General features: G+C 66.4%; 17 protein-coding genes and 1 tRNA gene. 4 read left to right on the forward strand and 14 right to left on the reverse strand.

Annotated features, from left to right (window positions below):
* The first annotated feature begins 17 nt into the window (after nucleotides 1-17).
* Together desA and KVG96_RS23595 are read left to right on the forward strand one after the other, a co-directional pair.
* On the forward strand, nucleotides 18-1,202 hold the full coding sequence (desA, locus tag KVG96_RS23590) for a delta-9 fatty acid desaturase DesA (protein ID WP_217894166.1): 1,185 nt from the start codon (nucleotides 18-20) through the stop codon (nucleotides 1,200-1,202).
* A 299-nt stretch (nucleotides 1,203-1,501) separates the two neighbouring features.
* On the forward strand, nucleotides 1,502-2,491 hold the full coding sequence (locus tag KVG96_RS23595; protein WP_217894167.1) for a GGDEF domain-containing protein: 990 nt from the start codon (nucleotides 1,502-1,504) through the stop codon (nucleotides 2,489-2,491).
* 49 nt (nucleotides 2,492-2,540) lie between these two features.
* Here KVG96_RS23595 and KVG96_RS23600 read toward each other — a convergent pair whose 3' ends face one another.
* The 6 genes from KVG96_RS23600 to KVG96_RS23625 all read right to left on the reverse strand — a co-directional run bounded on the left by KVG96_RS23600 (nucleotide 2,541) and on the right by KVG96_RS23625 (nucleotide 8,205).
* Entirely contained in the window at nucleotides 2,541-3,752 is a 1,212-nt protein-coding gene (locus tag KVG96_RS23600) for a response regulator (RefSeq protein WP_217894168.1), read from the reverse strand.
* A gap of 140 nt (nucleotides 3,753-3,892) precedes the next feature.
* On the reverse strand, nucleotides 3,893-5,170 hold the full coding sequence (gene gabT, locus KVG96_RS23605) for a 4-aminobutyrate--2-oxoglutarate transaminase (protein ID WP_085582089.1): 1,278 nt from the start codon (nucleotides 5,168-5,170) through the stop codon (nucleotides 3,893-3,895).
* A gap of 190 nt (nucleotides 5,171-5,360) precedes the next feature.
* Nucleotides 5,361-6,803: an NADP-dependent succinate-semialdehyde dehydrogenase gene (gene gabD / locus KVG96_RS23610; RefSeq protein WP_085639510.1), complete on the reverse strand. Its 1,443-nt coding sequence runs from the start codon at nucleotides 6,801-6,803 to the stop codon at nucleotides 5,361-5,363.
* A gap of 318 nt (nucleotides 6,804-7,121) precedes the next feature.
* Nucleotides 7,122-7,406: a RebB family R body protein gene (locus KVG96_RS23615; protein WP_217894169.1), complete on the reverse strand. Its 285-nt coding sequence runs from the start codon at nucleotides 7,404-7,406 to the stop codon at nucleotides 7,122-7,124.
* A gap of 32 nt (nucleotides 7,407-7,438) precedes the next feature.
* Complete coding sequence (locus KVG96_RS23620; protein WP_217894170.1) at nucleotides 7,439-7,981, reverse strand: hypothetical protein; 543 nt, start codon at nucleotides 7,979-7,981, stop codon at nucleotides 7,439-7,441.
* Nucleotides 7,978-8,205, reverse strand: coding sequence for a RebB family R body protein (locus KVG96_RS23625; RefSeq protein ID WP_085582097.1), 228 nt, complete (start codon nucleotides 8,203-8,205; stop codon nucleotides 7,978-7,980). Before KVG96_RS23625 ends, KVG96_RS23620 begins: the two co-directional genes overlap by 4 nt.
* A gap of 197 nt (nucleotides 8,206-8,402) precedes the next feature.
* On the opposite strand from KVG96_RS23625, the gene KVG96_RS23630 reads away from it, so the two are divergent.
* A tRNA-Arg gene (locus KVG96_RS23630) sits at nucleotides 8,403-8,479 on the forward strand.
* Nucleotides 8,480-8,555: 76 nt separating this feature from the next.
* Here the strand turns inward: KVG96_RS23630 and KVG96_RS23635 are convergent.
* The 5 genes from KVG96_RS23635 to KVG96_RS23655 all read right to left on the reverse strand — a co-directional run bounded on the left by KVG96_RS23635 (nucleotide 8,556) and on the right by KVG96_RS23655 (nucleotide 12,396).
* A complete protein-coding gene (locus KVG96_RS23635; RefSeq protein WP_437180515.1) occupies nucleotides 8,556-8,846 on the reverse strand; it encodes a hypothetical protein in 291 nt (96 codons plus the stop codon).
* Nucleotides 8,843-9,454, reverse strand: a complete 612-nt coding sequence (locus KVG96_RS23640) for a hypothetical protein (protein WP_217894171.1) — start codon at nucleotides 9,452-9,454, stop codon at nucleotides 8,843-8,845. The genes KVG96_RS23635 and KVG96_RS23640 overlap by 4 nt, the downstream gene beginning before the upstream one ends.
* The gene (locus tag KVG96_RS23645; protein ID WP_217894272.1) at nucleotides 9,451-10,032 is read right to left on the reverse strand and encodes an RNA polymerase sigma factor; all 582 of its coding nucleotides are present in this window, start codon (nucleotides 10,030-10,032) and stop codon (nucleotides 9,451-9,453) included. The genes KVG96_RS23640 and KVG96_RS23645 overlap by 4 nt, the downstream gene beginning before the upstream one ends.
* Nucleotides 10,033-10,061: 29 nt before the next feature.
* A complete protein-coding gene (locus tag KVG96_RS23650) occupies nucleotides 10,062-11,747 on the reverse strand; it encodes a vWA domain-containing protein (RefSeq protein ID WP_217894172.1) in 1,686 nt (561 codons plus the stop codon).
* Nucleotides 11,748-11,835: 88 nt separating this feature from the next.
* Nucleotides 11,836-12,396, reverse strand: a complete 561-nt coding sequence (locus tag KVG96_RS23655) for a YbhB/YbcL family Raf kinase inhibitor-like protein (RefSeq protein ID WP_217894173.1) — start codon at nucleotides 12,394-12,396, stop codon at nucleotides 11,836-11,838.
* 139 nt (nucleotides 12,397-12,535) lie between these two features.
* Here KVG96_RS23655 and KVG96_RS23660 point away from each other — a divergent pair, with 139 nt between their 5' ends.
* Nucleotides 12,536-14,065: an FAD-dependent oxidoreductase gene (locus KVG96_RS23660; protein ID WP_217894174.1), complete on the forward strand. Its 1,530-nt coding sequence runs from the start codon at nucleotides 12,536-12,538 to the stop codon at nucleotides 14,063-14,065.
* Here the strand turns inward: KVG96_RS23660 and pgaD are convergent.
* From pgaD to pgaB, 3 genes are read right to left on the reverse strand one after another with little or no spacing between them, the layout of a single operon-like run.
* The gene (pgaD, locus tag KVG96_RS23665; RefSeq protein ID WP_217894175.1) at nucleotides 14,058-14,591 is read right to left on the reverse strand and encodes a poly-beta-1,6-N-acetyl-D-glucosamine biosynthesis protein PgaD; all 534 of its coding nucleotides are present in this window, start codon (nucleotides 14,589-14,591) and stop codon (nucleotides 14,058-14,060) included. The genes KVG96_RS23660 and pgaD overlap by 8 nt on opposite strands.
* Nucleotides 14,588-15,943 (reverse strand): poly-beta-1,6-N-acetyl-D-glucosamine synthase, encoded by a 1,356-nt coding sequence (gene pgaC, locus KVG96_RS23670; protein ID WP_217894176.1) that lies wholly within the window; start codon nucleotides 15,941-15,943, stop codon nucleotides 14,588-14,590. Before pgaC ends, pgaD begins: the two co-directional genes overlap by 4 nt.
* Before the next feature lies 1 nt (nucleotide 15,944).
* A complete protein-coding gene (gene pgaB / locus KVG96_RS23675; protein ID WP_217894177.1) occupies nucleotides 15,945-17,942 on the reverse strand; it encodes a poly-beta-1,6-N-acetyl-D-glucosamine N-deacetylase PgaB in 1,998 nt (665 codons plus the stop codon).
* Nucleotides 17,943-17,951 lie beyond the last annotated feature (9 nt).

Raw genomic sequence — 17,951 nt, forward strand, 5'->3', positions numbered from 1 at the left:
AGAGGGCCCCAAAGGCTATGTGGTACGAAGGTTTTCTCGGCTTGTCGGCCTGGTCGCTGGTGGCCGTCACCCTGTTGATGACCCACGTGACGATCGTCAGCGTCACGGTCTATCTGCACCGCTACTCGGCCCATCGCTCCCTCGAGCTGAATGCCGGCCTCAAGCACTTCTTCCGGTTCTGGCTGTGGCTGACCACCGCGCAGAACACCCGCGAGTGGACCGCGATCCACCGCAAGCACCACGCCAAATGCGAAACCGAGGACGATCCGCACAGCCCGGTGATCAAGGGCCTGTCCACGGTGCTGCGCAAGGGCGCCGAACTGTACCGCGAAGAGGCCCGCAACCCCGAGACCCTGCGCATCTACGGCAAGAACTGCCCCGAGGACTGGATCGAACGCAACCTGTACAGCCGCTACAAGTTGCTGGGCGTGGCGATCATGGCCGTCATCGACCTGCTGCTGTTCGGCACCATCGGCATCACCATCTGGGCCATCCAGATGATGTGGATCCCGGTCTGGGCCGCAGGCGTGGTCAACGGGCTCGGCCATGCCGTGGGCTACCGCAACTTCGAATGCCGCGACGCCGCGACCAACCTGGTGCCGTGGGGCATCCTGATCGGCGGCGAAGAACTGCACAACAACCATCACACCTACCCCAATTCGGCCAAGCTGTCGGTGAAGAAGTGGGAGTTCGACCTGGGCTGGGCCTGGATCAAGGTCTTCTGCTTCCTGCGCCTGGCCAAGGTGCAGCGGGTCGCGCCGATCGCCCACCGCGTCAAGGGCAAGGGCAGCCTGGACATGGACACCGCCATGGCGATCCTCAACAACCGCTTCCAGATCATGGCCCAGTACCGCAAGCTGGTGATCGCCCCCCTGGTCAAGCAGGAACTGGCCCGGGTCGACCATTCGGTGCGCCACCAGTTCCACCGTGCCAAGCGCCTGCTCTCCCGGGAAACCAGCCTGCTGGAAGACCGCCATCACGTGCGCATCCAGAACATGCTCGAGCACAGCCACGCGCTGGCGGTAATCTACGAGAAACGCCTGGCCCTGCAGCAGATCTGGGTCAAGACCAGCGCAAACGGCCACGACATGCTCGCCGCCATCAAGGATTGGGTGCATGAGGCGGAGGCCAGCGGCATCCAGTCCCTGCGCGACTTCGCCGGCCAGCTGAAAACCTACTCGCTGCGCCCTTCAGCCGCCTGACCGATTGCGGGCAAGCCCCTCCGGCACAGGGGGCTTGCCGGCGACAGGGATCTGCCCAGGCAAAAGGCTGCCTGTGGCGAGGGCGCTTGCTCCCGCCCGGCGGCCACGCCGCCGCAAAACCGGCAACGCGGTGTCCCCTGAATCCCCCTCGCCACGACCGCCCGGCGGGCGCCTCCCTCCCTCACCGCAACAGCGCGGAACTTAGCCTCTGATCCCCCATCTCAAAGACACTTCGCCACCCCGGCAGGCTCAGCTGTGGCCGCTGCGAACCGGCGGCACACCCTTTGAGATTCGCGTCGATGGTCAATAACAATGAAAACGGCTCATCCCCTTCCCAGTGGCCCGAAGCCGCGCAAACGCTGATGGCGCTGATGCACGCCCAGGGCGAAGTCGCCCGCCTGAGCGAACGGGAGCAGCTGTTCAGCTCGCTGCTGGTCAGCGTCAACGCGGTGCTGTGGGCCTTCGATTGGGAAACCCGCCAGGTGCTCTACGTCAGCCCCGCCTACGAGCGGATCTTCGGCCGCTCCGCCGGCCTGCTGCTGGCGGACTACAACCAGTGGCGCGACAGCATCTACCCCGACGACCTGGACTACGCCGAACGCAGCCTCGCCGACGTGCTGCGCAAAGGCGCGGTGGAGGACCGCGAGTACCGGATCATCGCCGCCGACGGACAGGTGCGCTGGCTCAGCGACAAATGCTTCATCAACCGCCAGGAGGAGCCGGGCCGGCCGGTGATCATCGTCGGCATCGCTGAAGACATCACCGAAAAGAAACAGATGGAAACCGAACTGCAACGCCTGGCCACCACCGACGCGCTGACCTGCAGCAGCAACCGCCGCCACTTCTTCGAATGCGCCCACCGCGAGTTCGAGCAGGCCCGCCTGCAAGGCTCGCCGCTGGCGTTCCTGCTGCTGGACATCGATGACTTCAAGCTGATCAACGATACCTACGGCCACCCGGAGGGCGACAGCGTCCTGCAACGGATCGCCGAGTGCGGACGCGACTCGTTGCGCAGCGGCGATCTGTTCGGACGCATCGGCGGCGAGGAGTTCGCCGCCGTATTCCCGGGATGCGCGCAGGACTTCGCCCTGCAAGTGGCCGAACGCCTGCAGCGGGAGATCCAGCGCTTGAGCTTCCAGCATGGCGGACACGCCTACGGCATCACCGTCAGCCAGGGCCTGACCTGCCTGACCGCCGACGACGAAAGCCTCGACGGCCTGTTCGCCCGGGCAGACGCGGCCATGTACAAGGCCAAGCGGCTGGGCAAGAACCGGATCGTCTGCGGCTGAGCCACCTGCGGCCCTGCGGCAGCCGGCAGGCACCTCGCTCCTGATCCGGCTATTTGCGCATCCGCGTCAGTTCCGGCAAACCGATCTTGAGCAGCCGCGCCGTGCGGCTCTTGGCCAGTTCCTCGACGCCTTCCTGCTCGGTCAGGCGAGCCATCTGCGCCGCCATGTTCATCACCAGCGCCTCGCGGGAGTACACCCCGCCGCCGAGCTGGTAGACCGACGCGATCAGCTCGCGCAACTCCAGCGGCAAGCGCCAGCGGGTGCGCAGCGCCGAACCGTAGGCCGCGCCGAACGCCACCAGCGCGTCGCCCACCTCTTCCGTCTCGTCCAGCTCCCCGCCGGCCTGCTTCCACTCCTGCAGACAGCGCAGCAGCGCCAGATCGCCGAGGCGGTGCAGCAACCCCGCGCAATAGCAGCGCTCCTGATCCAGGTCGAGCAAGCGAGCCAGGGTCCGGGCATATTCGGCGGTGTGCAGCGACAGGCCCCAATAGCGCTCGGCGTAATCGGCCAGGTACGGATCGCTGAGCCTGGCGCTGCGCTTGAGCGCCAGGCCCAGGATCAGGTTGGTGCTCTGCCCGGTGCCCAAGCGGTGCAGCGCCTGGGCGAGGGTCTGCACCGGTGCGCCATGGTGCTGGGCGGCGCTGTTGGCGGCGGCGATCAGCACGGCGGTGATCTGCGGGTCGGTGCGGATCTCCTCCTCCAGCAGCTTCAGGTCCAGCCCGTCGGGATTGAGGCTGCGCTTGATCGCCACCTGCACGTCGGTCATCAGCGGCGCGCCGTCGGTCTGCTCGCGGCGCCGCTCCAGGAACACCGACAGGGTCATGCCCGGCGCCAACGCCGGCACTTCGCAGAACACTTCTTCCCCGGCGTTGAGCAGCAGGCCTTGCAGGCGCTCGGTCAGGCTTTCCATGTTCAGCGGCTTGGTCAGGTAGGCGGTCGGCGCCAGCGGCAGGGCCTCGCGCACGCTGGCGCTGTCGTTGCGGGTGCTCATCAGGATGAACGGCAGCGGCGGGTTGCGCTTGCGCTGGCGGACGCTGCGCAGCACGTGCAGGCCATCGACGCCGGGCAGTTCCCAATCGACGATGGCCAGGTCGTAGGGCACTTCGCCCAGCAGCGACATCGCCTGCTGGCCGTCGGCGCACAGGTCCAGCCGCGCGTCGCAGCGCACGGTCAGCAGCACCTGCTTGAGCAGGTCGCGCGACCACGGGTCGGCCTCGGCGATCAGGACTCTCGGTACAGCGGGTAATTCGACGGCCGTCATGCTCGCCCTCCCTTGCAATGGTTGAACCTTAGCCAATGCTGGCGATTCGATACAGCCCGGAATCGAAGGATGTGTTCCCCAGGCAACAAAAAACCCGCCGAAGCGGGTTTTTTGTCGATCCGGTCACACGGTGCCCGGCCTTACAGTTCGGCGAAGCACTCTTCGATGATCTTCAGGCCTTTGTCCAGTTGCTCGTCCGGCGAGGTCAGCGGCACCAGCACCCGCAGAACGTTGCCGTAGGTGCCGCAGGACAGCAGGATCAGGCCTTTTTCACGGGCCTTGGCCACCACGGCCGCCACGGCGGTCGGGTTCGGCTTGTGGCTGTCGCCGTTCTCGAACAGCTCGACGGCGATCATCGCGCCCAGGGCACGGACTTCACCGATCACCGGGTACTTGGCCTGGATGGCCTTGAGGCCGGTCACCAGACGCTCGCCGACGGCCTTGCAACGGTCCAGCAGCTTCTCTTCCTCGAACACTTCCATCACCGCCAGCGCAGCGGCGCAGGCAATCGGGCTGCCGGCGTAGGTGCCGCCCAGGCCGCCCGGCGCGATGGCGTCCATGTATTCGGCCTTGCCGCACACACCGGCCAGCGGGAAGCCGCCGGCGATGGATTTGGCGAAGGTGGTCAGGTCGGCGGCAACGCCCATCTGCTCCATGGCGAAGAAGGTGCCGGTGCGGCCGGCGCCGGTCTGCACTTCGTCAGCGATCAGCAGGATGCCGTGCTGGTCGCACAGGGCGCGCAGACGCTTCATGAACTCTTTCGGCGCGACGTAGAAACCACCTTCGCCCTGCACAGGCTCGATGATGATCGCGGCGATGTCCTTCGGCTCGGCGTCGTTCTTGAAGATGCGCTCGATGCTGGCGATGGAGTCGTCGATGCTCACGCCGTGCAGTTCGTTCGGGTACAGCGCACGGAAGATGCCGCCCGGCATCAGGCCCATGCCGGCCGAGTAAGGCACGACCTTGCCGGTCAGGCCCAGGGTCATCATGGTGCGGCCGTGGTAGGCGCCGGTGAAGGCGATCACGCCGGCGCGGCCGGTGGCGGCACGGGCGATCTTCACGGCGTTCTCGACGGCTTCGGAACCGGTGGTCACCAGCAGGGTTTTCTTGGCGAAGTCACCCGGCACGCGGGCGTTGATCTTCTCGCACAGCTCGACGTAAGGCTCGTAGGCCAGCACCTGGAAGCAGGTGTGGGTCAGCTTGTTCAGTTGCTCGGTCACGGCGGCGATGATTTTCGGGTGCACGTGGCCGGTGTTCAGCACGGCGATGCCGCCGGCGAAGTCGATGAACTCGCGGCCTTCGACGTCGGTCACGGTGGCGTTCTTCGCGGAGTCGGCGAAGATCGGGTGGATCTGGCCGACGCCACGTGGAACAGCGGCTACACGGCGGGCCATCAGATCAGCGTTAGTCTTGCTCATTACATTCCTCATTCGCCGCTCATCGGTCGGCGTGGTTCAAGGATTACGCAGCGGGGAGGCAACTGGGGCAGCATGCGATGATCGACTGCCGCAGCTATCCCGGCCGCAGAGAAAATTCCGTTGTGGAGCGACGCAAAGGGACAGCGCTCTCGTGCCCTTTGCGCTTGGAGCAAAGCCTTGCCGGCGCGTCTCAGACGCCCAGGCAGAGGTATTTGATTTCCAGGTAGTCCTCGATGCCGTACTTGGAGCCTTCACGGCCCAGGCCCGACGCCTTGATGCCGCCGAACGGCGCGACTTCGTTGGAGATCAACCCGGTGTTGACGCCGACCATGCCGTATTCCAGGGCCTCGGCCACACGGAACACACGGCCCAGGTCGCGGGCATAGAAGTAGGAGGCCAGGCCGAACTCGGTGTCGTTGGACATCGCGATCACTTCGGCTTCGTCCTTGAAGCGGAACAGCGGCGCCAGCGGGCCGAAGGTCTCTTCCTTGGCCACGGCGGCATCCTTGGACACGTTGGTCAGGATGGTCGGCTCGAAGAAGTTGCCTTGCATCGGCTTGCCGCCGGACAGCACGGTCGCGCCTTTGCCCACGGCGTCGGCGATGTGCTCCTGCACCTTGGCCACGGCCTTCTCGTCGATCAAGGGACCGGTGGTGGTGCCTTCCTCCAGACCGTTGCCGATCTTGAGCTTGGCCACGGCGGCCTTCAGCTTCTCGGCGAACGCGTCGTAGACCGCGTCCTGGATGTACAGGCGGTTGGCGCAGACGCAGGTCTGGCCGTTGTTGCGGTACTTGGAAATGATCGCGCCTTCGACGGCCTTATCCAGGTCCGCGTCGTCGAACACGATGAACGGCGCGTTGCCGCCCAGTTCCAGGGACACTTTCTTGATGTCCTTGGCGCATTCCGACATCAGTTGGCGACCGATCTCGGTGGAGCCGGTGAAGGACAGCTTGCGCACGGTCGGGTTGCCGGTCAGTTCGCTGCCGATGTCGCCGGCGCTGCCGGTGACCACGCTGAACACGCCTTTGGGAATGCCGGCGCGCTGGGCCAGTTCAGCCAAGGCGAAGGCGGAGAACGGGGTCTGCGAAGCGGGCTTGAGCACCATGGTGCAACCGGCGGCCAGGGCCGGGCCGGCCTTGCGGGTGATCATCGCCGCCGGGAAGTTCCACGGGGTGATGGCGGCGGTGACGCCGATCGGCTGCTTGATCACGATCAGGCGCTTGTCCGGCTGGTGGCCGGGGATCACGTCGCCGTAGATGCGCTTGGCTTCCTCGGCGAACCACTCGATGAACGAGGCGGCGTAGACGATTTCGCCCTTGGCTTCGGCCAGCGGCTTGCCTTGCTCGAGGGTCATCAGACGGGCCAGGTCGTCCTGGTTCTCGATGATCAGCTCGAACCAGCGGCGCAGCTTGGAGGCGCGCTCCTTGGCGGTCAGCGCACGCCAGGCCGGCAGCGCCTTGTCGGCGGCCTCGATGGCGCGGCGGGTCTCGGCGGTGCCCATCTTCGGCACGGTGCCCAGGATTTCGCCCGTGGCCGGGTTGTTGACCTTGATCGTCTGACCGTTGTCCGCATCGACCCAAGCGCCATCGATGAAGGCTTGCTGGCGGAACAACTGGGTGTCTTTAAGCTGCATGTCGGCTTTCCTTAACAGCACCGCGCACGGCGCGGAGCAAAATTATGATTGTAGAAAGGCGCCTCTCGAGGCTGCCGTCAGGGAAATCATTCACCGGGTGAAGCACATGGATGGCGCACGGTCCGTAGCGTGTGCGGCTCAGCACCCAGACAAGGAGCGTTTGAAATCTCAAACGAATCCTAGGTTCAACAGGTTTAAAGGACAATAGGCCGTTCGAAAAAAAGAACAAAAACGGCGCATTTGCTGAGGTTTTCGGATCAACGAGCAAAAGGCCCCGCTCGGTGGGCGGGGCCTTTTGCAGTATCGGCGACGGGTGTTTCAGGTTTTCGGCGCCTTGGCGGCGGCATCCTGGAGGATGTTCCGGGTCGCCAGGGCATCCGCCGTGGTGTCGAGGCTGTAGATCTGCATCACGCCCTGGGTGGCCGCTGCCTGGGCCAGGATGTTCTGCTGTTGCTGGGCGTTCACGGCATTCTCGAACAGGATGCCGGTGGAGTGCGCCATGGATTGGTAGAGACTGCCCAACGCCATCGCCGGCGCCTCGGCCAGCACGTTGACGTTGGTTTGGGTGACCGCATCGGTGATCTGATCATTCACGGTTGCCATGTTCCGGCTCCTTTCGCTGGACGCTGGGTTGCTCATGCATTGGCGGCCCGCTCGGCCAGGTTGGCGCTGAAGCGGGCGATGCTCTGGTTGATCCGTTCAAGCGCCTGGTCCACGCCTTCGCCGTCCAGGGCACCGGTGGCCGCCGCGACCGCCGCGGCGCCGCCCACCAGCAGGTGAGTGTTGAGCGCCCCCAATGCGCTTTCGCTGGCGATCTCCAGTTCGTCGTTGACGATGCTTTCGGTCATCTTGCGCAGCAGCACGCCCTGGGCGGCCAGGGCCAGTTTGGTCACGCCGTCGAAATAGCTGGCCGCCGACTGCGCCACCAGGCCGCTGGCCTGACGCACCAGCAGCTCCGACGCGAGGGCCGAGACCACCGGCGTCTGCGTGGCCAGTTGGGTGTTCAGCAAATTGATCGACTCGACGATCTGCCGGTTCAGGGATTCGCTGCCGACGCCGTCGGCCACTTGCTTGAGCAACTGCTCGTTGAGCGATTCCAGCAGCGAGGCCGCCGTGGCGGCGGGGTCGGCCGCTGTCGGCTCTGCGGCGGCGCTGCGGGCCTGCTCCTTGTCCGTCATGATTTGTCTCCCACCGCCAGGATCTGCCGCACGGCCGCCGCCACCGTGGCGTTGCCGACGATGTTCATCGCCTGCTGGTGGCTGACCGCGTTCTCCAGGGCCAGGCCGACCGCATGGCTGGCGACCTGGGACAGCGTGGCGATGGCCGTGGACGGCGCAGAGCCCACGACCTGTACGTTCGATTGGGTGACGGCATCGGTGATTTGTGGATTGACGGTAGTCATGGGTTTCTCCTTGGGGATGGGCATCCGGAAGCCCGCCGCAGGAAAACGATAGATCAGCCGCGCCAAAGCGCCAGAAGCGCTCATTGCAGGACATTGCAGCCGGCCGGCGCAGAAAAGGCCGGTAACGGAAACGCAATGCGCCGAGCTGAAAACCGGCATGGACGCCCCGGATCGACCTAGGTATGATGTCGCCCGCTGCACCAGTAGCTCAGCTGGATAGAGTACTGCCCTCCGAAGGCAGGGGTCGTGGGTTCGAATCCCGCCTGGTGCGCCATGAACAGAAACGAGAAAGCCCCGAACCGCAAGGTCCGGGGCTTTTTTGTGGGTGTCGGAACGGGCCGGTTTCGAACCTACTCCGTCGTCCAGTCGAACTCGTCGTACCCGTCGTCCTCGTCTTCCCCGGCCTCCTCGTCAAAGACATCTTCCTCGTCAGCCACGTTCTCCTCTGCTTGGTTCAGCAGAAACTCCTTGCGGGCTTCGGTAATCGCTCGCCGCATCTCCTCGCCCTTTTCCGGGCAGTTGAGGAGTTGGGCGATGCGGTCGATTTTCGGTGCCACGGTGTTCTCCAGCGCATCGGCAATGCCCCGATAGTGCGCGCTTTTGCGGGGCAATGCCAAATCGCTGGCGGACGCAGCGGTCATTTTTCCTGCAATTGCGTGAGCCGCGCGTCGAGGTCGGTGCCCGGATAGCGCTTGTGCAGTTCGTTGAACAGCCTGTCGGCTGCCTGGGCCTGGCCGGCTTCGCGCAGGCGCAGGACCTCGCGCAGTTGCCGGTCGAGGCCGTTGGCCGGGGCCGCGGCGCGCTTGCTGGCCTTGGCCTCGTCGACGCTGTCGGCGCTGAACGCTTCGCTCTCCATCGGCGCCGCCCTTTCGGCCATCGGCGCCGGCGCAGGGGCCGACAGCGCGGCGGCCGGCGCGGCCAGCGAGCGGGATTCGGCCGCTTCCTTGCGGGCCGCAGGCGCATCGGGTTTGGCGGCGGGGGCGAAATCGTAGCGGGGCACCGGCTCGGGTGCCTGCTGCACCATGGACAGCATCAGCGCCACGCCGACCAGGCTGGCGAACGCCACCTGATAACGCGGCTGACGGCAAATCCGCAGCCAGCGCTGCCACAGGCCCGGTTCCGCGGCCGGCGCCTGTCGGCGGGCGGCGTCGAGGATGAACGCATCCAGGTGCGCCGGCGGTTCGCCAGCGTGGTGCTCGCGCACGTGCGCAGTCACCGGGTCTTCGGGTGTCCGGCGGGCGTCAGTCATGTCAGTACCTCCTCGGCCAGCAGCCGACGCAGTTTGTGCTGGGCGTAGCGCAGGCGGCTCTTGACCGTTTCCAGCGGTGTTTCGGTGAGGCTGGCGATCTGCGCCAGGTCGAGGTCGCCGTGGGCGCACAGCAGGAACACTTCGCGCTGGTCGGCGGGCAGGGCCTGCAAGGCGTTCTCCAGGCGCTGGCTGTCGCGGCTCAAACTCAACAGTTGTTCAGGGTCGGTGGTTTCGTCGCTGACGGCGTGCGCCTGCTCGTCGTAGCTGTCGTGCAGCGGCTGACGGGCGCCGTGCTTGCGCCAATGGTCGATCAAGCGGTTGCGGGCGATCTGGAACAGCCAGGTGCGGAACGTCGCCCGCCCCTGCGGTTGGCTGGCGCTGCGGATCAGGCTCAGCCAGGTTTCCTGGTACACCTCCTCCGCCAGTTCGGGCTGGCCGCTCAAGCCCAGCAGAAAACGGTACAGACTCTGACGGTGGCGGGCGTACAGAATCTCGAACGCCGCGCCGTCGCCCTCGCGGTAGCGCGCCAGCAGCGATTCGTCGCTGCTGGCGGCAAGGCTGTCCTTGGCTGCGAACAGCTGGCTGATGAAGCCTTTCAGGCCGCTCACTATTCGATCCGTCGCTCGGTGGCTTCGGGGGCCGATGCGGTGGTGTCGCGCAGGCTCCGGGTCAGCTCCACCAGTTGCACGAATTCGTTGCGCAGGCCGAAGCGGTCATCGCCACGGGCGCCACGGGCCAGGTCTTCGGTGTCCTTCAGGCTGAAATCGCCGGTGTAGCGCCCGTCCTTGAGCTGTTGGGAAAACGCGGCGACAGCAGCGGCGAACCGCAGGTCTTCGCTCGGCGGCGCGACCCGGTCGGCGATCGGCCGTTCGATGAGTAGACTTTTCCCACCCTGAGGCTGTTGATAGCGCACACGCAGCATCGCCAATTCTCCGTTCTTTTCCGACGCCGCCGCGCTGGCCTTGCCGTAGCGCAACGGCTCCAGCCAGCCCTTCCCGCCGCTCGGGACAATTTCGTACAGCGCGGTCACCGTATGCCCTGCACCGATTTCCCCGGCATCGACCTTGTCGTTGCTGAAGTCTTCGCGCTTCAGGGCCCGGTTCTCGTAGCCCAGCAACCGGTACTCGCTGACCTGCGCCGGGTTGAACTCCACTTGCAGTTTGACGTTCTTCGCCACCGTGGCCAGGGTCGAGCCCAACTGATCCACCAGCACCTTGCGCGCTTCGCGCAGGTTGTCGATGTAGGCGTAGTTGCCGTCGCCGGCGTCGGCCAGCTGTTCCATCAGGTGTTCATTGTAGTTATCCACACCAAAACCCAGGGTGGTCAGGGAGATGCCGGTCTTGCGTTTATCCACAGCCATTTGCTTGAGGCTGTCGAAGTCGCTGACGCCGACGTTGAAGTCACCGTCGGTGGCCAGCAGGATGCGGTTGATGCCGTTGGGGATGAACGCCTGCTGCGCCATCCGGTAGGCCAGTTCGATGCCCGAGGCGCCGGCCGTGGAGCCGCCCGCCGTCAGTTGCTCGATGGCATTGCGGATCTTCGCCTTGTCCCGTCCGGAGGTGGGTTCCAGCACCACCCGCGATTCGCCGGCATACACCACCAGCGATACCCGATCCTGCTCACGCAACTGATCGACCAGCAGTTTCAGGGTGCCTTTGACCATCGGCAGGCCTTCGCGGCGATCCATCGAGCCGGACACGTCCACCAGGAACACCAGGTTGGCCGGGGCCAGTTCCGCTACTGCGCGGTCGGATGCCTTGATGCCGATGCGCAGCAAGCGGGTGTGCGGGTTCCACGGCGTCGCGGCCAGTTCGGTGGTCACGCCGAACGGCGAGCCGTCGCCGGGCAGCGCGTAGGCGTAGGGGAAGTAATTGACCATCTCCTCCAGGCGCACCGCGCCTTCGGGCGGCAGGCGGCCCTGATTGAGCAGGCGACGGACGTTGGCGTAGGCGCCGGTGTCGACGTCGGCGCTGAAGGTCGAGACCGGTGACTCGGCGACACTGTGGACAGGATTGTCGGCCAGGGTCTGGTACTGCTCGCGGTACTCGTCGCGGTAGCCCTGTGGATAACTTTCTGCGGCGGGCACCGGCGCATAAGCGGCCATCGGTGCGGCGCGCAGGCTGCGCTTGGCCATCGCGCTGTCCGCCATGGCCGCTTCCTCCCTGATTTGCGGGGCGGAGGGAGCCGGCGGCGCCACTGCGGCGGAATCCGGTGCGGAGGACACCCCGCAGCCGGCGATGACCAGCATCACAGCGGCGGCGACGGGACGCAGAAACAGGGAAGGAAAGGACATGGGGGGCTGACCTCGGGCGGAAATTGATCCATTCATCCCGTGAGACGGACAGCCCCTCGCGTTCGGGTTAACCCCGGACAACTTTTTTTCAGCGGTGGTAGCGCCGCACTGCGCTGCTGTTGCGCAGCACGTGGCCCTTGATCTTGTCCATCAGCTCGGCGCGGGTCAGCCCGGCCGGCAAGGCGTCCGGAGCCAGGTCCAGGGCGTAGATCTGGATGATGTAGTGGTGGGCGCTGTCGCCGACCGGCGGGCACGGGCCGATGTAATGGGTGGTGCCTTTGCTGTTGGTGCCGCCGACGCCTTCGAGGGCCGACTTGGCGCCGACGCCGGCCGGGATCTGCCGGGTGGAGGCCTTGATGCCGTAATGAATCCAGTGATCGACGCCCAGGCCCTTCTGGCCGTCCGGGTCGTGCATGACGATGGCGTAGCTCTGGGTACCGGCGGGGCCCGCGTTCCAGCTCAGGGCCGGCGACTGGTTCTTGCCGCCGCAGCCGCTGGCGTCGCTGGCCGCTGCCGAGGTGAACAGGCGGTTGTCCGATACGCCGGGGATGCTGAGGGTGAAGCGCTCCTGGGCCTGCGCCGGCAACTGCACGCAAAGGGCGACGGCAAGGGCCGCCAGCCAAGGGTTGAGAGAAATCGATCGGGTCATTCCGGGAGCACCTTGTGCGGTTGGGCCTTCGTCGGCCTGCAAACTATAGCCGTACCGTTCATGCCGTGGCAGTGGCAATTGGCTGAACCTGGGAATCGGCGCCAAACTCGTAAGAGAAACACTTGCGTGGAGCACGATCATGTCCCTGCACCGTGTCGCCCGTTTCGCCGATGTCCCCGAAGACCGTGGCTTGCCGGTGCAGGTCGGCGAGCAGAAGATCCTGCTGGTGCGCGCCGGAACAAGCCTGCGTGCGTTCCAGGGCGAGTGCCCCCACGCCGGGGCGCCGTTGGCCGAGGGGGCGATCTGCCATGGGCGCCTGATCTGCCCGTGGCACAAAGGCGCGTTTCGCCTCGAGGACGGTGCGCTGTGCGAACCGCCGGCCCTCGACGGCCTCCTCCGCTACCCGCTGGAGCTGCGCGGCGACGAGGTGTGGGTCGACGACCAGCCCTTGGCGGATCCGCACACGCCGCCGGCGGACGATCCGCGCACCTTCATCATCGTCGGCGCGGGCGCCGGGGGCACCGCCTGCGCCGCCGCGCTGCGGGAGAAAGGGTTCGGCGGACGAATCGTCATGGTCGACCGCGAGCCGGGCGCCGGGTACGACCGCACGGTGCTGAGCAAATTCGTGCTGTCCGGGGAAATGCCGCCCGAGGAAACCCCGCCGCTGCGCGATGACGGGTTTTACCGGGCGCAGCGCATCGAACGCCTCGAAGACGAAGTCACCGCCCTCGACACCGCCGCGAAGACCCTGCACCTGAGGCACGGCGCGAACCTGGCCTATGACGCCGCCGTGCTGGCCACCGGCGGCTCGCCCAACCGGCTGACGCTGCCCGGCGCCGACCTGCCGCAGGTCTTCGTGCTGCGCTCCAGGCTCCAGGCCGAATGCATCCTGGACAGCGCCCGCCCCGGCCAGCGCGCAGTGATCGTCGGCGACGGATTCATCGCCCTGGAGTGTGCCTCGGCCTTGCGCCAGCTCGGCCTCGACGTGACGGTGATCGCCCGCCACGCCGTGCCCTTCGCGGCCCGTTTCGGCGATGCCGTGGGCCGGGCGGTGCGGGCGCTGCACGAGGACAACGGCGTCAAGTTCATCACCGGGCATGAGGCGTGCGAAATCATCGGCGACGGCAAGGTCGAGGCGGTGCTGCTCGACAATGGCCTGCGCCTGTCGGCGGACCTGGTGCTGGCGGGGATCGGCGTGCACCCGGCCACCGAAGCCTTCGCGTCGCTACCGCGGGAAAAGGACCTGTCGCTGCGGGTGGACGACGGCATGCGCGCGGCCCAGGACGTGTGGGCCATCGGCGACATCGCCACGTTCCCGCTCAACGGCCGGCCCGAACGCATCGAGCACTGGCGCCTGGCCCAGCAGCAGGCGCGGATCGCGGCGGCCAACATGCTCGGCGGCGAGGAACATTACCTGGACGTGCCGTACTTCTGGACCTGGCATTTCGGCAGGAGCTACGATTGCCTGGGCCATGCCGCGCACTGGGATGAGGTGGGGTTCAACGGCGACCCCGGCCAGCCGCCCTTCATCGGCCTGTTCGGCAGCCACGGCGTGGTGGTGGCCGCCGTGGCCTGCGAAGAGGACCGGGCCATGGCCCTGCTGGCCGAACGCATGAAGCAGCCTTTGCCGATGGAGGAAGCCTGGCGGCTGATCCGCAGGCTCAAGTGATCCGGTGGCTCGGCTCGCGGTTGTCGTCGTCCTCGGCGTGCAGGAAGATCACCCGGGGATGCTCCAGCGGCGCCAGCGGCGGCGGCAGCTCATCGGGCGTCACCGGCCAGAAGTGCGGCACCACATGGCTGACGTCGCCTTCCTGGTCGTTGTGGATGGTCATCACCCCGCTGCCGCGCAGCTTCTGCAGGCGGTCGTCGCACAGCTTGAAGCTTTTGCTCAAGCCTTCATCGTCCACCACCGGCGCCGGCAGGCGGCGCTGGGCGAAGCTTTTGCTCTTGCGCTGCTGGTAGCGCGCCCAGCCGATCAGGATCACCGCGTTGACCAGCGCCACCCACAGGTAGATCTGCAGGGTGCCCAGGGCCTCGAACGCGGAATTGTCGATCCGCGGCCCGCCTTCGTGGGTGTCGATCAGCGGCCACAGCCCGCGCACCAGCAAGTACAGCAGGCCGACCCAGGCGAGCACGGTGATGAACACATCGACCACCACCAGGAAGGGCCGTTGGCGGGTCCGGATGATTTTCATTTGATGACCTCCTCTTCGTCGTCCCCGACCGGTTTGATGCCCCGGTCGGGACTGACCCAGCGCGCCCGCTTCTGGTGCTGGCCGAACAGCACTTTGGGGAAACTGACCAGCGTGGTCAGCAGGCTGATGAACCAGAACACCAACGGGTACCAGACCACCCAGAACATGGTCTTGCCCAGCCCCGGCTCGTAGCGCCGGTCGATCACGATGCTGACCGCGAACTGCACCAGGCAGACGAACGCCAGCAACAGCCCGGTGAACGCCGGCGGCATCAGGTGGTGCACCGCGATGGCTTCCGGCAGCGCCACGAATTTGCCGACCGCCCAGAAGATCACCGACAGCAGGAAGGTGAACGCCCAGCCGGTGGACAGGCAGTATTCGAACAGCAGCGGCCAGAGGTAGCGGTGGCGGTACTGCCAGATCCCGCGGATGTTCTTGAACAGCACTTCGGCGCCGCCCTGGGCCCAGCGCAGGCGCTGCTTCCACAGGCCGCGCAGGGTTTCGGGCATGAGGATCCAGCACAGCGCGCGGGGCTCGTAGAAGATGCTCCAGTGATCCAGCTGCAGCTTCCAACTGATGTCGATGTCTTCGGTGATCATGTCCGGGCTCCAGTAGCCGACCCGGTGCAGCGCCGTGCGGCGGAAGGCGACGATCACCCCGGACACGGTGAAGATCCGCCCGAACACCCGCTGGGTGCGCTTGATCAAGCCGATGATCGAGGAAAATTCGCCGACCTGCACCCGCCCGACCAGGGTGGAACGGGTGCGGATCCTCGGGTTGCCGGTGACCGCGCCGAGCCGGGCGTTGTCGAGCATCGGCGCCACCAGGTAGGCCGCGGTGTTCGGCGCCAGCAGCGCGTCGCCGTCGATGCACACCAGGTATTCGCTGCGCGCCGCGATGGCGCCCATGCGCAGGGCCACGGCTTTGCCCTGGTTCTCCGCCAGGTGCAGCACGCGCAGGCGCGGGTCTTCCTTGGCCAGGGCGTCGAGCACCTCGGCGGTGTTGTCCTTGGAGCCGTCGTTGATCGCGATGACTTCGATGTTCGGGTAATGCTGGGCCAGCGCCGCGTGGATGGTGTCGGCGGCGTTGTCGCCCTCGTTGTAGCAAGGGATCAGGATCGAGATCAGCGGCTCGCCGGCCAGGGGCGGCGGCAGCGTGTCGTCCTTCCACGGCCAGTGCCGCTCCCAGTGCAGCCAGAAATACAGGCCGCCGGAGATCCACAGCCCGGACATGAACAGCGGGTAGAAGAACACGAAGTCCATCAGGAACTGCCCGGTGACCAGGAAGATCAGCCCCAGCGGTACGCCGAGGACGAGCGCCAGAACAAGCAGGGCCAACAGTCTATCCAGCATGTCATGGGTTCCATTTGTTGGAGAGCGCTGGCCGCACGGCTTTCAGGTCCGGCAGGTTCTCGAGGAAGTTGTCCGGGTAATAGCCGAAGCTGGTCACGCCCTGACGCTTGAGCACGCCCATCCACTCGGCCAGTTGCGCGCCGTCGATTTCGGCCTGGTCCTTTTTCGTCCAGTCCCGGCCCTGCAACTCGAACACCGTGCGCTCGAGCGCGCCCGGGCGGGCCTTGACCGTCGCCACCAGCGACTCCAGCCAGGGGCCGGAACGGGCATGGGTCTGTTTCTCCATGAGCGGCATGGCCATCGGCGCCGTCCAGTCATAGGTGACGAGGAAATCGTCGAAGTTCTGCGCGAACCACGCCTCGCTCGCGGGGTTGAGCATCGGCTCGGCGAAGATGTTGCGCGCGGTCAGCACCTGCGGGCCGCGGATCGCCCGCACCTTGGCGGTCAGTTCCTTGGTGAAGTCGATCAGGTAGCGGCTCTTGAAGCGCGTCCAGCGCTGCATCGTCGCCGGATCGTCGCGCAAGGCGCCGATCGAACCCGGCAGGCCGTTGGCGGCGTAGACCTTGAGCGCCTGCGGGCCGGCGTCTTCGAAGTCCGAGAGCACCGCGTCGTCGTGATAGAGGATGCCGTCCACCGAGGTCAGGCGCGCCAGGTCCTCGTAGATTTCGCCCACGACCCGCCGCACCTCGGGATCGAACGGCGACAGGCGCTTGTACTGGTCCGGGTCGACCGACACGGCGCCGGTCTGCGGATCCCAACGGGTGACCCGCGGCAGTTTCGCGTCGAGGGCGAAACTCAGCACCGGCATCCACGCATAGACCTTCACATGGGCACGGGTGCGCAGTTGCCAGGCGACGCGGTCGAACAGGTCGGCACGCACCGGCAGGTGGCGGTTGGGGAAGTACAGCGAATGCACCAGGCCGTCGCCCTGGGGATCGGCGAAGGCCTGCAGGAACACCGTGTTGGCGCCCATGTCGGCCATGCGCTGCACCAGTTTGCCGAGGTTGGCGTCCTGCTGCGCCGGATCCGGGTCGTAGACGTTGTCCAGGTCCACGTGCACCACGCGCATCGGCGATTCGGACTGCACCGCGACGATGCTGTTGGCGAAGTGCTCGCCGTCCGGATCCGACGCCACCAGGAAGCGCGGGCTGCTCATCAGGTTGTCGAGGGCGTCGAGGCCGTCGTCGAGGGTCAGGGCCATTTCGTAGCCCTGCTCGCCCACCACCGTCAGCGAGGTGCCGTCCGCCGTGCCGTACGGCCAGACCCAGATGCGCGGCTTCTTGCCGGTGACCTTGCGGATCTTCTCGGAGATGGCGTCGACGTCGGTGCGGATCCGTGCGCGGAATTCGTCCTCGGTCTCGTAGCGCTTGGTGACCGCGTTGTATTGCCGGGTCGCCGCCGCCGGCTGCAGGTTGCCTTGGGGGTTGGCCAGGATGCCTTTGTGGTTGGCGTCGGTGTGGGCGGCGATCTCCACCAGCCCCGACTGCGAGATTTCCCGCACCTGGTCCCAGGTCAGGAAGTCCGAACGCTGGCGCGGGGTGCCGGCGAAGTCCACCGGTTGGTTGAGGGGCGTGTCGATCCAGGTGCCGACCGGCGCCAGCAGCGCGTGCCAGTCGTAGGCGCGCAGCACCGGCAGCACGCGGGTGTAGAAGCTGGAATAGCCGTCGTCGAAGCTGAGCAGGATCGCCTTGGGCGGCAGTTCCGGCCCGCCCTTGCGCGCCGCCATGATCTGATCGACCGTGACCGGCCGGTAGCCGTTCTCGCGCAGCCACGCCAACTGCTCGATCATGCGTTCGGTGCGCACCGCCACCACGGCCTGGTCGGGGTCGCGGTCTTCGACGTCGTGGTAGGCGATGCCCAGCACGTGGTTCTTCGGCCAAGGCTTTTCGCTGGCCGCCACCGGGCGCTCCGACGGCGGCAGGAATGCCGGGGCCTGCTGGGCGCAGGCGCTGGCCAGCAGCGCGCCCAGCAAAAGGATGAATCGCGAAATCAGAGGCATCTTCAGACT

The sequence above is a fragment of the Pseudomonas ekonensis genome, assembly GCF_019145435.1.
In the GTDB taxonomy this organism is placed as follows: Bacteria; Pseudomonadota; Gammaproteobacteria; order Pseudomonadales; family Pseudomonadaceae; genus Aquipseudomonas; species Aquipseudomonas ekonensis.

Excerpts from the sequence above, each read along its gene's own strand:
- KVG96_RS23635 (WP_437180515.1), bottom strand. The coding sequence starts at position 8,846 with ATGACCGCTGCGTCCGCCAGCGATTTGGCATTGCCCCGCAAAAGCGCG.
- desA (WP_217894166.1), top strand. The coding sequence starts at position 18 with ATGTGGTACGAAGGTTTTCTCGGCTTGTCGGCCTGGTCGCTGGTGGCC.
- KVG96_RS23660 (WP_217894174.1), top strand. The coding sequence starts at position 12,536 with ATGTCCCTGCACCGTGTCGCCCGTTTCGCCGATGTCCCCGAAGACCGT.
- KVG96_RS23600 (WP_217894168.1), bottom strand. The coding sequence starts at position 3,752 with ATGACGGCCGTCGAATTACCCGCTGTACCGAGAGTCCTGATCGCCGAG.
- KVG96_RS23595 (WP_217894167.1), top strand. The coding sequence starts at position 1,502 with ATGGTCAATAACAATGAAAACGGCTCATCCCCTTCCCAGTGGCCCGAA.
- KVG96_RS23655 (WP_217894173.1), bottom strand. The coding sequence starts at position 12,396 with ATGACCCGATCGATTTCTCTCAACCCTTGGCTGGCGGCCCTTGCCGTC.
- KVG96_RS23620 (WP_217894170.1), bottom strand. The coding sequence starts at position 7,981 with ATGACGGACAAGGAGCAGGCCCGCAGCGCCGCCGCAGAGCCGACAGCG.
- KVG96_RS23625 (WP_085582097.1), bottom strand. The coding sequence starts at position 8,205 with ATGACTACCGTCAATCCACAAATCACCGATGCCGTCACCCAATCGAAC.
- pgaB (WP_217894177.1), bottom strand. The coding sequence starts at position 17,942 with ATGCCTCTGATTTCGCGATTCATCCTTTTGCTGGGCGCGCTGCTGGCC.
- pgaC (WP_217894176.1), bottom strand. The coding sequence starts at position 15,943 with ATGCTGGATAGACTGTTGGCCCTGCTTGTTCTGGCGCTCGTCCTCGGC.
- KVG96_RS23650 (WP_217894172.1), bottom strand. The coding sequence starts at position 11,747 with ATGTCCTTTCCTTCCCTGTTTCTGCGTCCCGTCGCCGCCGCTGTGATG.
- KVG96_RS23615 (WP_217894169.1), bottom strand. The coding sequence starts at position 7,406 with ATGGCAACCGTGAATGATCAGATCACCGATGCGGTCACCCAAACCAAC.
- KVG96_RS23640 (WP_217894171.1), bottom strand. The coding sequence starts at position 9,454 with ATGACTGACGCCCGCCGGACACCCGAAGACCCGGTGACTGCGCACGTG.
- gabD (WP_085639510.1), bottom strand. The coding sequence starts at position 6,803 with ATGCAGCTTAAAGACACCCAGTTGTTCCGCCAGCAAGCCTTCATCGAT.
- pgaD (WP_217894175.1), bottom strand. The coding sequence starts at position 14,591 with ATGAAAATCATCCGGACCCGCCAACGGCCCTTCCTGGTGGTGGTCGAT.
- gabT (WP_085582089.1), bottom strand. The coding sequence starts at position 5,170 with ATGAGCAAGACTAACGCTGATCTGATGGCCCGCCGTGTAGCCGCTGTT.